The sequence below is a fragment of the Desulfoscipio gibsoniae DSM 7213 genome (assembly GCF_000233715.2).
GTDB lineage: Bacteria > Bacillota > Desulfotomaculia > Desulfotomaculales > Desulfallaceae > Sporotomaculum > Sporotomaculum gibsoniae.
Window position 1 is genome coordinate 4,336,380 of sequence record NC_021184.1, and the last position, 14,588, is coordinate 4,350,967.

Here is a 14,588-nt window from a genome sequence, read left to right on the forward strand (position 1 = left end):
TGCCTCCTTTTTTATACATCAGAATTTGCATTTGCGCCTTGCCGTTTAAGGTCACGTATTAATACTTCCAGCGCCCAGGTAAGTGCGGCCGAAGTATCCTCAGCATCAAGCCCGAACCGCTGGCGGAGGGTTGCCCAGCCCAAAGAGCCGGCCAGGTAGCGAACTATGGCCGCTGACCGCCGGGCTACCTCAGGTGGTAAATTAGGGGCGCCTTCAGCCACAAGGCTGTCAATTATATCGTCCCGCTGCTGCCTGCTTTCCGGCTTAATATTAAGCGCCGCCAGAACGGATATAACGGCCTGAATTGCAGCCGTGTTCTGTTCGAACACCGGAACAGACTTGGCTATCCAGGCGGGAATTTCATCAATTGTACTGGGGGTGGGCGGCATTTGCGAGCCGGCCACTTCGCTTGCCCACTCGTACATTTCTTCCAACAGCGCCTCCCGGGTTGGAAAGTGGCGGTAAACCGAGGCGTAGGAAATCCCGGCTCGGTCGGCTACGTCCTGCACGCTAAAGGTATTGATGCGGCCTTGGGCAACAAATGAGGCGACCGCCTCCATGATTAGATTGCGGGTATATTCCCGCTGGCGATTCCGCAAGGGACTGGAGTATGATCGTGTTTCAGGTTTATTCTGAGTCAATTTTTTCAACTCCCTCTATATTGACTAAAGATATTGTTTAGTTAATTTACAAATTATATTATACTTATTGGGTAGATATGTCAATAGATTCGACAGCCATCATATATACGAAGCACTGATTGACCGTAGTAGCAAACGTAAAAACCCTGAAGAATTGAGTGAGGCAGAAAAGTCTTTGGAACGTCGGCTAGAGTGATGATGGGCGGTTTGGTAGGGCGCTGGCAGTTATGCAGGCTAAGAATAACCATATTGCCACAAAAATATTACTGTGATATTCTTGATTTGGAAAAAATAAAAATTTGCACAAGGGGAGCTTCTAGTTTGGAGCTGAGAGTGCGGGAAAGACTCGCTGACCCTGGAACCTGAGCGTTATTTGGCGCTGCCTGCAAAGTACAGGTACTGGATAATACCAGCGGAGGGATGTGATATAAATATTTTTATTTTACGCATTCTCTTTGGGAATGCGGTTTTTAATTTAAGCATGAACCATAAACAATGATTGAATTAGGAAGGCGGTTGACTACTGATGACTGAAAAAATGCTAAAAGATATTGCTGATTATTTAATTAAAATAAGAGAAACCATACCTTTGATACACAACATCACCAACATGGTGGCAATGAATGATACCGCCAATATCTTGCTACACATTGGCGCTTCCCCGGTAATGGCCCATGCCCGGGAAGAAGTTGAGGAAATGGTTGCCCTCTCCGGCGCCCTGGTTCTAAATATCGGCACCTTAACACCAGAGCTGGTAGAGAGTATGCTTTATGCCGGAAAGAAGGCTAACCAACTCGGTATTCCCGTGGTACTGGACCCTGTAGGGGCAGGTGCTACCAGTTTGAGAACCCAAAGTTCATTACGTATTCTCAATGAGGTAAATGTAACTATTTTACGTGGTAACGCTGCGGAAATAGCTATTTTAGGTGGTCTGGATGCCACCGTTAAGGGTGTGGACGCTGCCGGGGTATCAGCCGGAAGCGGAGAGATTGCCCGGCTGGTGGCTGAAAAATTTGGCCTGACTGTAGCTATTACCGGAAAAATTGATGCTGTGTCTGACAGCAGACGGAGTATTCTCATAGAAAACGGACACTGGATGATGGGCGGGCTTACCGGAACAGGCTGCATGTCCACAGCCCTTACGGGCGCCTTTGCTGCTGTTTGCCCTGACCCGCTAACCGCTGCCGCCGGCGCCCTGATTTCCTTCGGTATCGCCGGTGAAGCAGCTGCGCTAGGAGCACCCTTGCGGCCTGGTTCCTACAGGGTAGCCTTGTTCGACCAAGTCTATGACCTTACTCCAGAGAAAATTATTTCAGGCGCCAGGATAACCATAAAAGGGGATTAGCTTTCGGCCGTAGTCTGTCCCTCCCCATGAAACACAGCAGATCCGATCCGCATCGATCTCTCCATGGCTTCTGGCGATGGCTTCAATAGGCGTCCCCGGTATAATTCTGATATTATTCAATACGATGGCACCCAGATCTCTCTTCGGTGTGTGAATCGATACAGTTGATCAATCAACGCCCGTCACTCCAATAACAATATAGCGAAATATTTTACATAATCATCTTTTTCCGGTAGTGTCTTCAAGGAAATTCCATTTCTCCGAAGAGTTTCAAAAACATCGATGCCGGCGGATTCCATGGAAGGCCGTGCATCTTTATGGTTCTTGCAATTTCCTCTGCCGCCGCATTTCGGGCAAATACTGCAGGGACCGGCCCAAAGAGAAAATGCTTTATAATAGCCCGTTTTAAAGGCTGTGCGCTCTGCTTGCAGCACCATCCTCTGAAAATCACGGGTTGGCGGCACGCCTTGCAGCAGCAGGCATTTTGAATAATCCTTTAATAATGCCCGTGTTTTTTCAGGTTTGATGCTATTAGGGGGACAATGGGGAAGGTTGTAGCCGTCACAGCCGAATTCGCATTTGAGCCCTACCCACTCCGGTACGTGGATTGAATCCACCTCAATTGGCTTTACTACTTGAAAGCCCAAGTTCTGTATCTGTACCGACAATTGCTGCAATGCACTAATGCACAAATCCGCCAGCTTTTTCGATTGCTTTGCCGCCACCAGAACAGCGGTATCTGATTCCAAAGGGATCCATTCCGTCGCTATAAAGCCTGCATCCCTCAGCTGCTGCCGCACCCAGGCAGCCGTATAGACCTTGCCGTTGTAAGTGTTCACCAGCATATTTAGATCTGACAAGGCCGCCTTTTCCGGTTTATGCTCCATGAAAAAATCATGAACGATCAGCAGCCCATCCTCTGCCAGGTGAGCAGCTGCTTCGGAAAGCACATGCCCGGTTTCTGCCTCAGCGAAGGCATGAACAATATTGGATAAAATTACCAAGCTGTATTGCTTTTTTTGTAATTCCCAGGGCTCCAATATATTGGTGGGTCGATATTGAATACGGTCCGCATAAGCCCTGCCGGCATGGGTTTCTTCCGCGTATTCCAGAACTTGAGCCATATCCAGCAGCGTAGCCTTGGTGTCAGGAAACTGCCTTAAAAATTCGGTAGAAAAGGCGCCCAAGCCTGAACCTACATCCAGAATATTTCCTTGCAGCTTAAGCTGGGAAAAAATCGGCAATATCTGTCCGATTTTATTCTTAACTATACAGTCCATCGCCCGGCAATAACGGCGAAAACGCTGTTTGACGGCTTCCTCCGGCTCATCCATAGGCGGAAGAAGCACCCGGGTGCCTTTTTCCAAGCATTGATGCAGACTTTTCCAATGCTCAACCAGGTATTTACGCCACAGGATGGAGTCGCCCTGATAAGCTTCAGTACCCTGAATCAGGTATTTTCGAGAGAGCTTTGTATTGGTACAATACCCGTCAGCTTCAAAGACCAGTCCCAAGGTAGACAGGATATGAATATAGCGTTTTAAACTTCCAAAGTCATATTTTAATTCCCTGGCCAGCTCCGCCACGGGTTTTCCACCGGGCTCCAACCGGTTAAAGAATCCCTGCTCCACAGCAGTAAAAAGCACCTCCGAGTACCAATAGCCTGTAGCCAGATCTTCCAGATATTGAGGATTCATATCCTGCGGATTATGCATTTGCCATGCCCCCGGTATTTTCCGGTTCCGTAACTCCTGCATCCGTAAAAGTCAGCATTTTGTAAATAACCCGGGAAGCTGTTTCCACGATATGCATAGCCAAAGCTGCACCGGTACCTTCTCCTAAACGCAAGTTTAGATCCAGAAGTGGTTTGAGACCCAATTCTTCCAGCATGTATTGATGTCCCGGTTCCATGGATTGATGGGCTGCAATCATATAGTCAATGGCATTGGGTGCCAAGTTTTTGGCTACCAAGGCCCCGGCGGATGATATTAGTCCGTCTACTACCACCGGTATGCGATAGTAAGCCGCACCCAGAATCAATCCGGCAATTCCGGCAATTTCAAAGCCGCCCACCTTGGACAATACATCCAAAGCATCTTTGGGATCCGGTTTATTTAAAGCAATAGCCTTTTCGATGACCTGCACTTTGTTGTCCAAAGCACTGTCATTGATACCGGTTCCCCGACCGGTTACCTGCCGGGGGGATCGACCGGAAAACACCGCCAGAATCGCACTGCTTGGCGTCGTATTGCCGATCCCCATGTCTCCTGTGCCCAACAGTTCTATGCCGCTTTTTACCAGTAAGCCGGCAATTTCTATACCTGCTTCCAGACCCTGCACCGCCTGCTCCCGAGTCATTGCCGGACCCTTGGCCATATTCTGCGTACCATAGCCAACTTTATAAGAAAGTATCTTTTTTTGCTCCACCAGAACGCTTAGATCCACTGCAACCCCCATGTCTACCACGGTCACACCGGCACCTGCTGTTTCTGCCAGAACATTGATGGCCGCACCACCGGCAACAAAATTATTTACCATCTGCCGGGTAACTTCCTGGGGAAATGCACTTACACCTTCAGCTGCAACACCATGATCCCCGGCCATGGTCACCACCATTTTCTTCGCTACAGAGGGCGTCATGCTTTCATTAATGGCAGCCAGTTGCTCTGCCAAGTCCAGCAAATCCCCCAGACTATTATGCGGAATGGCCAGATCATCCAGCCGTTTCCTGGCTTTTACCCGCCAGGCCTGTTCCACCGGTCGAATGCCGGATAATACTTGTTCCAAAGATAAATGCATTATTTTTCACACCTTTCTAAAGTTTTAACAATGGTAAGAGAACCAGCATCACCAGAGTCAATATTTCTATACATTCACTGGCTGCACCCAGCGTATCACCGGTAATACCGCCAAGTTTGCCTTTGATGAACCCATGAAACAAAATCGTGCCGATAAGCGTGACCCCTAGAAGTATGAGTCCGGACAACTTCAAAAGCGCCAAGCTTAGTCCAAGAGCCACTAATGAGTTGGCACCCAGCTCCCGCCAACCCACGTAAGCGGTAAAGGAGCCGGTTCCTCCATTGCTTCTTGCATAGGGGTAGCGGGCAGCCCCATAGACCTGTGCCCAGCGACCCAGTGTCGGCGCCAGTACCAGCGCCATCATCTGTGATGTCTGATCCATCTCACCTAACAAAACAACCCTCAGCAAAACGACCAGTACACCCGCCATTACCCCATGAGAACCAACCCGGCTGTCCTTCATGATTTCCAGCATCCGATCCCCGGGACGTCCGCTGAAAATGCCGTCGGCCGTATCCATCAGGCCATCGCCATGCAGATTGCCCGTCACGAAAATAACAAAAATAATGGCGCCCAGATTTGCCACCGTAGATGAAAAGCCCAAACCAAGCAAATAGTGCAATCCGGCAGCTGCTCCGCCAATCAATAAACCAATAAAGGAGAAATAGGACATGGAACGCGCCATAACCCGATCATCCCCTATACGGGCAATGGTAACGGGAATCCTGGTTAAAAACTGTAATGCCAGTAGAAATTCCATATATATCACACCCTCCTCTATCTTCATAAATAAATGCAAAAAATCCGCATCCCAAATGGGTGCGGATTTTACCATCATCCTCACAACTGCCGGCTTATTCGCGAAGCCGATAACGTATGTTTACAGGCAGGTCTCCTGACTCAGGCTCATTGCAACTTTGTCCCTTCCCCCCAAAGGAGTGGTAATGACAATTGCTCCCCAATACAGTGGCGGGTCCGTCCGGGAATTTCACCCGGTTCCCTATTCTCCAACAAGTTATTGGCACCTGTAAAACTAAATATGATTTTTAAAAAACATAGCCCAATTTCCCAGTTTTGTCAACCTAGGTTTTATGCCATCAGCGCTGAAGAATCAAAATACTTCGAGCATTACACCCTTACAACCTCTCCTCCAAAGTTTATCTATAAAAACCATTTGTTTGAATGTTTCTAATGTCTATATTAATAAAAAGTCTTCGTTTCCGGATGGATCATTATGTACAGCTGGCCGTTACCGGGGTAAGATCAGCAGATTTTACTGTCCCTACAACACCTTGATTTTCATAAAAAAAGACAGGCTTATATTGATATGCTCCCCCTATGGTAGGCAGGTTAAATAATAAAAACCTGCTACTAGAGGAGGAGCATATTCATATACTACTTGTCTTGATATAAAGTTAGTTATTGAGGCAAATGAAAAAGTGGGCCAAACTCACTTTTCGCTTTTAGTTTTCTAGATCCTTTTGTTTGTCAACCGGCATTCGTTCTCCCTTTGGGCCGCCCATACCGGGCTCGCCACCGGGAGCACCAGGACCACCCATTCTGCCAGGACCGCCCATTTTGCTGATCTGGACACCAGTGTCTGAAATACTGGTGGCAGCTCCGGAAAGAGTAACGCTCACAACCTTAGTGCCGGCAGTGTAATTTCCATCTGTATACAGTCCATCAGTATTGTTTCCACTTGCGCTGCCGCCGGAGTATAGAGTGTAAGTTTTGCCCTGCTCCAGTTCGGGTGTGCTAATGACGATGGACTGATAGTCCTTGGCGGGGGCAAAGGTTAAGATCGTTTTTCCGCTCTCATCCATCAGGCTCACCAGAGTACCGGCCTTTTGAACAGATGAATAAGCTACCAGCAATGCGTTCTGGCTGGAAGAGTTGGAGAAGTTCTGGGTCATGCCGGAACTACCTGCTGCCACTAAAGTTCCGCCGGTAATTTCTGCGACACCGTTGTAGTCCAACGGGCCGTTGCCATTGTTGGTGGGACCGTTAACCAGCACCATACCGCCGTCCATATACAGCGAGCCGTTGGAGTCGATACCGTCGCCAGAGGCATTAACGACTACATAGCCGTCGGTGATACGGATAAAGGTGCTGTCGCTTCCATCAGTGCTATTCTCTTCAGTAAAGTGATTCTCCCCGGGTCTTCTGCCAAGAGCAGAACCGTCACTGCCGCCCGCAGCATTGAAGCCGTCATCCTTAGCGGTTACATGGATTTTACCGCCGCTTACCGTGATGGTGGTTCCCTCCAGACCTTCATAACTCTGCGAAATGTCAATGGTACCACCGTCCACCACCAGATTAGAATCGGCATGAATACCGTCATCACCGGATGATATGTTCAGGATCCCCGCACTCATGATAAAGTCACCATTGGAATGAATCGAATCATCCGAAGAATCAATGTTCATCTTTCCGCCGGTTACATAGATAGCGGTTCCTGCCTTAATACCTTTAGCACTATCGGTACTATCTGAACTATCTGTACTGTCCTCTGTAGCTGTAGAAGTAGTTTGATTGTCCCATTTACCCCAACCGGGTCGCATATTGCCCTTATTGTCGGTACTGGCGTTGGCACTGCCTCCCCCAGTTTTGATGGTCGCTGTGCCGTTAGTAATTTGGAGTACCGTTGCCGCCTGAATGCCGTCATTACCCGCGGCAATATCAAATGTGCCGCCATCAATGGAGACCCAGCCCTTGTCAGCATCCTCATCATTGTTTGATTGGATGCCGTCTCCTTGCCCAGCATTAATTACAAATGCGCCGTCATAGATAGCGACTGAATCGCGCCCCCGCAGACCGTCATTAAAAGCGGTTACCTTAATAGTACCACCGGTAATGACCAGATCATCCTTAGAGGCGATACCATTGTTATATTTGGCGGTGACAATCAGTGCACCGGTGCCATTAATGATCAGGTCATCCTTACTAAAAATAGCTGCATTTGGCTCATCTTCACCGTCGGCCAGGGTATAGGCTGCACCGTCGGTTATAGTATTGTTGGTATCGTCGGCCAAGGTCAGAAAGACCTTATCAGCCTGTTTAACATAGATGGGGGCGCTATCCGAGCAGGTAATAGACACATCGTTCAATACAATCTGTACTTTATCGGAGTCAGCAGCGTCCACGATGATCTGTCCGTCGGCCAGTGTGCCGGACAAAACATAGACGCCGGCAGCGGTGATAGTTAGCGTGCCGCCCGAAGCGGTTGCCCCCGAGCCCGAGACAGCCACAGACGAGCCATTTAGGGAAATTTTGGTTGCAGTTTCCGCATCCCAGGTTCCTGCCAGATCGCGGTCACTGTAGCCAGGATCGATGATAGCCATTGCATCAGCAGTAGTTGTGCCGGTGGATAAGGCAGCTGACGAGCTGGTCTTGCAACCACTAAGCATCGAGATGATGAACATAGTAATTAGCAATGTAATTAATTTACCGGATCTAAAGCGCATATCATTATCCTCCTTATAATTCCACCTTGGCTGTGGGCACCCGTCCACAAGTAAGGTTTAAATTACCGTTGCGGCAGCGGATCTCATCAAGGAATTTTTTTTCATTAGACTGGTTTTCCAAAACAATGTGATATTGCAGTTCATACAGACTTCCCATATTGGTAGTCTTTACTTTGATGAGTTCAACGCTCTTTGTATATTTTTGAAACAGGTCATCGAAAATGCCGGAATAGTCCAGGCTCTCCGGAATGGTAATTTTAAGTTCCTTTTCTGTTTTTTTTCGCTCGCCAAAGCCCGTGGTGGATAGTAGAATTGTCATTGCCCCGATGATGACCAGAAATATCGCGGCAATGCCCAGATAGCCCATGCCGGTGGCCAGGCCAACAGCCATCGCCAGGAAAATACCGCTGATCTCCCGGGCGCTGCCGGGTACCGAGCGGAACCGTACCAGACTAAAGGCACCCATCACAGCCACGCCGGTACCAACATTGCCGTTAACCAGCATAATAACAAGTTGTACCATAGCCGGCAGCAGCGCCAGCGTCACCACAAAGTTTTTAGCATAAATGCTGCGGTACATATAAATATACGCCACACCAATGCCAAGGATGAGAGAGGCCAACGTACAAAGCAGCAGACCCTGTAATGTGATGGAGTTGGCTGCGTTGGTTGATAAAATACTTTCAAGCACTTTGCATTCCCCCTAAATCAGCGGAATTAATCAAATAATATTTATAGCAGTTTCCATATTTAGAATAGGATCTGGGAAATATCCCAAGTTTCGTAAGCCCCTGGCTTAGCCATAAAGGCATTGCCCCCGGGATCTTTATTTCCATCAAGTGTTGCCCTTCCCCTAAAAGTGTGTTTCCCCACGCTCCCTTGGAAAGATCCAAAATGCTCTCCCGCCAGCGGATGTTCGTATCGAAGGTAATGCGCAGGTTCGCATTTTCACTACTGCACATCGCTATACGGTCGTAGGCAATATATACCCTGGGGATAGGCCGGTAAAAATCTAAAAACCAGTCAATCTCCTTTAAAATTTGACAAAAAGTGTGCGGTTGTTTTCGCTGCAGCAAATACTGTTCGGCTTCCCGCAGTGTCATCGGCACCCGCCGTTTGTAGACGATGCCCTTGTATTTCTTTTTCAATTCCACAAACACTGTATCTTCTTTCCTTGGCACGCCGTAGCTGCGAAGCCGAAGTTTTTCTTTGTAGACCGGCTTTTCTATTGATGCTCGGATTAACCGGTAATCCAGGGTATCGAAGTAAATATTACAGATGGTATGACACCCATATTCATTTATTACCATCCTACCTTGCAATAATTTTGTTAATGCTTGATACTGCTGTTCATTCAATAAATACTTTTTCTCATATCGTTTAAATACGTTCTGATATTGTGCCATATTTGATACCTCCAATCGGTGTTTTATCCTGATATGCTCTATCATACAGCGTTTAACTGAAATTAGTCTGAAAAAACCGTTTCAGACTAATTTCAGTTTTCTTCATTAAAATGATTGCAAGGAAAATGTACCGCATTTATAATAAAAATCGACAAGGCGGGGATATATATGCATGTGTTAATCGTGGAAGATGAAGTGCGGCTCGCAGATGCCCTGGGACAGATTATGTCTGAGCAGAAGTACGCGACGGATATTGTATATAACGGTGAAGACGGGTTGAATTACGCACTAAGCGGACAATATGATGTGATCGTGCTGGATGTGATGCTGCCAAAGCGCAGCGGCTTCGAGGTGGTACGGGAGTTGAGAAAGCAAAAAAACGCCACTCCGGTGCTACTGCTCACTGCAAGGGACGAAATCACCGACAAGGTCACGGGGCTGGACTGCGGCGCCGACGATTACATGACTAAACCCTTTGCGCCGGAGGAGTTGCTGGCCCGCATCCGCGCCATTTCCAGAAGGCAAGGGGATGTAGTACTGGAGGAGTTGACTTTTGCGGATCTGAGGCTGAACCTGTCTACATATGATTTGCACCAGGGAGAAAAATCGGTGCATCTGGGCTTTAAAGAATTTGAAGTGCTGAAGATCCTGATGGCCAACCCGAAAATGGTGGTTCCGAAAGAAGATTTACTAACTAAGGTTTGGGGTGTGGAATCCCACGCGGAGGATAACAATGTGGAAGCTTACATCTCATTTCTGCGCAAAAAATTCTTTTTTCTCGGCTCCAAAGTGAGTATCGGCACCATTCGGAAAGTAGGCTACCGGCTTGCGGCGGAAGAACTATGATTAAAAGGCTGCGCAGGAAATTCATCCTTATCAATATGGCGCTGATCAGTCTGGTGCTGCTCATTGTCTTTGCCATCATCTTCATGTCAAACTACCAGCGGCTGCAGTCGGAAAGCCGCGACGCCTTGCAACGGGCGATTGAGCAAAGAATAGATATGCCACCGCCGAAACCGGAAATAGGCAGGCTACACCCCAGGGAAAAACCATTTCCGATTACACCGGTTTTCTCTGTCGTGCTTGACGAAAACAATAACATTCTTTATACAATACAGCAAAATGTGTCTATATCCGATGATGTTCTAGCAAAAGCCGTAAAAAAAGCAATGGATTCCGAGTCCCCCGAAGGTATTCTGCATGACTTGAATCTACGCTTTCTCCGGAGAGACATTGGTAATGGGACAAAAATTGCATTTGCCGATCGGGGTCATGAGATCCACTCTATGCAAAGCCTTTTCCTTATATCGTTGGTGGTGGGTACTGGCGGCCTGGTAGCCTTCTTTTTCATCAGCATGTTCCTATCCGTTTGGGCACTGCGCCCGGCGGAAAAGGCCTGGGAACAGCAGCGACAATTTGTGGCAGACGCTTCCCATGAACTTAAAATGCCATTGACAGTGATTCTGGCCAACAGCAGTATTCTATTGGACCACCGACAAGATACCATTGCCCGGCAAATCAAATGGGTGGAAAACACACAGGTCGAAGCCATTCGAATGAAAAAGCTGGTGGATGATCTATTGTTTTTAGCTAAATCCGACGCAGCCCGGGTTCCCCCGGTCTATTCGGAATTAAATTTCAGTGATACGGTATGGAGTTGTCTGCTGCCCTTTGAACCAGTGGCGTTCGAGCAGGGTGTCACCATCAACGCCGACATCGAACCTGATATCGCTCTGACAGGTAACGAGAGTCAGCTTAAACAATTGGTGGCGATCCTACTGGATAACGCCTGTAAATATGCTGGTGATAAAGGTATCGTTTCGGTAACGCTGGTGCGGGAGCAAAAAAAAGTGTGCCTAACAGTAAATAATACCGGCACTCCTATCCCAGCGATAGACCTGCCCCATATTTTTGAACGTTTCTATCGTACAGACAAGTCCAGGGCGCGTGAACAGGGCGGCTATGGTTTGGGGCTTGCAATTGCCAAAAGCATCGTAGAAAATCACCATGCCAAGATCACTGCAGAAAGCACGAAAGATCAAGGAACGACTTTTACGGTGCATTTTTCCGAGTTATGATAAGAGCATTCTTATTTACTCATCTAACTCCCAATGCCCAGTCAATTCCTCGTCAACCCAATATCAAATTTTCTTCATGTTCAATGGGGTGAAATTTCCCCACTACCGCCTTGGCAGTAATTGTAATGCCACCACGAGGTTTTTGGGTAACGGTAACCTTGCAGCCAAATGGTTTACACGCCGCATCTACGTCTTCAGCGATCTGTGCTGCCAGGGCTTCGCAGAACACCCCTTCATTACGGTAACTCCACAAATACAGTTTAAGGCTTTTACTTTCGATACAAAATTTATTCGGCAGGTACTCTATCATAACCGTTTCCCAGTCAGGTTGACCAGTAACAGGGCAAAGACTTGTAACCTCGTCACTCTCCAAAATAACTTTTTGCACACCTACCGGTTTAGGGAAAACTTCAAGCTTGCGGCAAGGCTCTCGAACGCTTTTACCGAGTATTTCGAATTCAAACTGGCTCATGTTACACCTCCAAGTTGAAAGGATTATATCTTACACCGTAATCAAACATATCAAGGCCTTCCTTGTGTTTTACCCATCTTACCAGCAGGTAGGTCAGCGGGATTGCGGCTATCTCGTAACTAACCTTCCACAGGTACTGAGCCAGGATCATGGAACCCGCGTTCGACAGTACCTGGATATAAAAAAGCCGCAACAAGGCTTCCCGCAAGGGCTACCGGACCATATTTCTTATTATCCGGTCAGGCAAGCAGCTACTTTCGACATATCGGATTTAACATAAATTTTTTTGTCCTAGTCTAAAACTTTTAAGAGGATAGATGGTTAATAAATAATGGAAGGCTTAATAAGGAGGATTCCCATAAGGATGCGTAATTTTGATTTAAAAGAGTTGTTTGAATTCAAACCGGAGCAAGGTATCGTTTTCTTGAAAGACAAACAAATGATTTTATTTCATGATATTGCCATAGACTTTTTAAAAGATGAATTAATACGAACCCTGGGTAAGGACCTCGCCCGTGGTGTATTGACTCGTTTCGGTTACCGCTGTGGTTATCATGATGCGAAGATTATAACTAAAACGTACGGCAAGGAAATCAGACTCCTCAATCTTGGACCCATCTTGCATCGATGGAGAGGAATCGGTAATGTATTGATTGATAAAAAATTAGAATTTTGTAAGGAGACCGAACATTATCTTGTAAAAGGCAGATGGGAGAAATCGGTGGAGGCAGAGCATCACGTGGATAAATATGGTAAAGGCAAACAACCCGTCTGCTGGATTTCCGCGGGCTACGCCAGCGGCTTTGCAAGTGGTTTTACCGACTTAAATGTTATCTGTGATGAGTTGACCTGTGTGGGAAAAGGTGACGATTACTGCAGCTGGGAATTGCGCTCGGTTAAAAGCTGGGGAAATCTTGCGAATGAAAAAATCCAATATTATAAGGTAAACTATAATTTTAAAGATCTCCAGACAATGCTGGCGGAAGACAGATCTATAGATATCCACCGGCGGCTGACACAATTAGTCCTTGCGGGCCACGGTGTGGACGTCATTGCCGGTACTTTGAGCGAAATCATAAAATGTCCGGTTATTATACTAAACAAAAATCTCGATGTGATTGCCGCCTGCAATAGTGAAAATATTGACCCGGACCAGCTTATTTCGTTAAAAAATTTTTTAAGTGAAATCCTTCAAAAGACTGGCTTTCTACAAACGGATGTAATATTACAATACCCTTTTTTTATTTCCCCCATCGTTGGCGGCGCAAAATTTTGGGGCTATATTGCCGTACACGAAACAGTGAACTTGTCCGAACTGGAGATGGTGGCAATTGAGCATGCCTGCACGGTCTGTGCAATGGATAATTTGAAACGTGATGCTACGATAGAAACGGAACTACGCATTAAGGGGGATTTGCTGGACTATATTTTATCGTTGGATAAAGGGACAGATCCTGAACTGATTGATAAAGCTCTCCGGTTGGGATACAACCTGTCAAAACCACACCGGGTCATGGTAATAGACCTGGTTGGCGAAAACGAAAAAAACAGCAGTCAACTTTCTTCTGGATTTGTTGTGGAGATTGTCAAGTCCGGTGTTGGTACCCTTATCGAAACAATGATTTCTGACAGCTTGGTAGCCGTTAGAAAGAATAGAATTGTAATTATCCTTTGTACAGACGGGACAGGCGTACATAGCGACATCGCCAAAAAGATTCAAGAGTGGGTTGTCAGCAACACCCCGGAATGTTCTGTAAATGTGACCTGGGGACGAGAATGCCTTGAATTTGCCGATTACAGACCGTCTTTTGAAGATGCATGGCAGGCAGCCGATATAATAAAAAATTTGGGCCAAAGCAACAAATGTTCAGGATATGACGAACTTGGCATTTATGCTTTATTGTGGGAATCAAATAATAAGGAGAAAATAAGGGGGTTTGCCCTATCAAAGCTGGGGTGTTTGTTGGAATACGATGACAAAAATAATTCTAGTTTGCTAAAAACACTTGAAGTTTATCTGAAAAAAAATTGCAACCTCAGGGAAACGGCTGCGGCGTTATATATTCACGTTAATTCGCTTAAATACCGACTTAAAAGGGTAAAGCAACTTACCGGCTTTGACTTTTCCAACGAAGAAGACCGTTTTCAAAGTCAGCTTAGCTTACGGTTATTGAAAACTTTAACCGGTAACCGGAAAGATAACTAATAACGAAAAAAAGGGCATGTTATTGGTTAAATAAAAAAAATATAAATGTTAGAATGATATATCGAACCTTGAACCGAGTTTTTTTAAGACCATTGTTGATTCAGGACAAAACGAGGCAAAACATTTAGTTTATTCTGAACAATTTAATTAATCAGATAGCGCAATTATAATAAATTT

The 14,588-nt window shown here is 46.6% G+C and carries 13 protein-coding genes and 1 riboswitch; of the genes, 4 read left to right on the forward strand and 9 right to left on the reverse strand.

Features of this window, described 5'->3' with window-relative positions:
• Positions 1 to 11 precede the first annotated feature (11 nt).
• On the reverse strand, positions 12 to 641 hold the full coding sequence (locus DESGI_RS20200; RefSeq protein ID WP_006521448.1) for a TetR/AcrR family transcriptional regulator: 630 nt from the start codon (positions 639 to 641) through the stop codon (positions 12 to 14).
• A gap of 526 nt (positions 642 to 1,167) precedes the next feature.
• Here DESGI_RS20200 and thiM point away from each other — a divergent pair.
• Positions 1,168 to 1,986, forward strand: coding sequence for a hydroxyethylthiazole kinase (thiM, locus tag DESGI_RS20205; RefSeq protein ID WP_006521447.1), 819 nt, complete (start codon positions 1,168 to 1,170; stop codon positions 1,984 to 1,986).
• Positions 1,987 to 2,168: 182 nt separating this feature from the next.
• Here thiM and DESGI_RS20210 read toward each other — a convergent pair whose 3' ends face one another.
• The 6 genes from DESGI_RS20210 to DESGI_RS20235 form a co-directional block, all read right to left on the reverse strand.
• Positions 2,169 to 3,701: a DUF2284 domain-containing protein gene (locus DESGI_RS20210; protein ID WP_006521446.1), complete on the reverse strand. Its 1,533-nt coding sequence runs from the start codon at positions 3,699 to 3,701 to the stop codon at positions 2,169 to 2,171.
• Complete coding sequence (gene cobT / locus DESGI_RS20215; RefSeq protein WP_006521445.1) at positions 3,694 to 4,785, reverse strand: nicotinate-nucleotide--dimethylbenzimidazole phosphoribosyltransferase; 1,092 nt, start codon at positions 4,783 to 4,785, stop codon at positions 3,694 to 3,696. The genes DESGI_RS20210 and cobT overlap by 8 nt, the downstream gene beginning before the upstream one ends.
• Before the next feature lie 16 nt (positions 4,786 to 4,801).
• Complete coding sequence (gene cobS, locus DESGI_RS20220; protein ID WP_006521444.1) at positions 4,802 to 5,545, reverse strand: adenosylcobinamide-GDP ribazoletransferase; 744 nt, start codon at positions 5,543 to 5,545, stop codon at positions 4,802 to 4,804.
• Positions 5,546 to 5,653: 108 nt separating this feature from the next.
• Positions 5,654 to 5,829: riboswitch (cobalamin riboswitch) on the reverse strand.
• Positions 5,830 to 6,248: 419 nt separating this feature from the next.
• Positions 6,249 to 8,249 (reverse strand): carbohydrate-binding domain-containing protein, encoded by a 2,001-nt coding sequence (locus DESGI_RS20225; RefSeq protein WP_006521443.1) that lies wholly within the window; start codon positions 8,247 to 8,249, stop codon positions 6,249 to 6,251.
• 13 nt (positions 8,250 to 8,262) lie between these two features.
• Positions 8,263 to 8,940 (reverse strand): DUF4956 domain-containing protein, encoded by a 678-nt coding sequence (locus DESGI_RS20230; protein ID WP_006521442.1) that lies wholly within the window; start codon positions 8,938 to 8,940, stop codon positions 8,263 to 8,265.
• On the reverse strand, positions 8,933 to 9,655 hold the full coding sequence (locus DESGI_RS20235) for a polyphosphate polymerase domain-containing protein (protein WP_006521441.1): 723 nt from the start codon (positions 9,653 to 9,655) through the stop codon (positions 8,933 to 8,935). The genes DESGI_RS20230 and DESGI_RS20235 overlap by 8 nt, the downstream gene beginning before the upstream one ends.
• Positions 9,656 to 9,823: 168 nt before the next feature.
• Between DESGI_RS20235 and DESGI_RS20240 the strand changes: the two genes are divergently transcribed.
• A complete protein-coding gene (locus tag DESGI_RS20240) occupies positions 9,824 to 10,501 on the forward strand; it encodes a response regulator transcription factor (protein WP_006521440.1) in 678 nt (225 codons plus the stop codon).
• Positions 10,498 to 11,733 carry a sensor histidine kinase gene (locus tag DESGI_RS20245; RefSeq protein ID WP_006521439.1) on the forward strand — a complete coding sequence of 412 codons (1,236 nt, stop codon included), beginning with the start codon at positions 10,498 to 10,500 and terminating at the stop codon, positions 11,731 to 11,733. Before DESGI_RS20240 ends, DESGI_RS20245 begins: the two co-directional genes overlap by 4 nt.
• A 52-nt stretch (positions 11,734 to 11,785) precedes the next feature.
• On the opposite strand, the gene queF is transcribed toward DESGI_RS20245, so the two are convergent.
• Both queF and DESGI_RS20255 read right to left on the reverse strand, forming a co-directional pair.
• Entirely contained in the window at positions 11,786 to 12,205 is a 420-nt protein-coding gene (gene queF, locus DESGI_RS20250; RefSeq protein ID WP_006521438.1) for a preQ(1) synthase, read from the reverse strand.
• Position 12,206: 1 nt separating this feature from the next.
• Positions 12,207 to 12,398 (reverse strand): 7-cyano-7-deazaguanine/7-aminomethyl-7-deazaguanine transporter, encoded by a 192-nt coding sequence (locus DESGI_RS20255; protein ID WP_041285016.1) that lies wholly within the window; start codon positions 12,396 to 12,398, stop codon positions 12,207 to 12,209.
• Between the two features lie 171 nt (positions 12,399 to 12,569).
• On the opposite strand from DESGI_RS20255, the gene DESGI_RS20260 reads away from it, so the two are divergent.
• Entirely contained in the window at positions 12,570 to 14,411 is a 1,842-nt protein-coding gene (locus DESGI_RS20260) for a XylR N-terminal domain-containing protein (RefSeq protein WP_006521437.1), read from the forward strand.
• Positions 14,412 to 14,588: the final 177 nt, after the last annotated feature.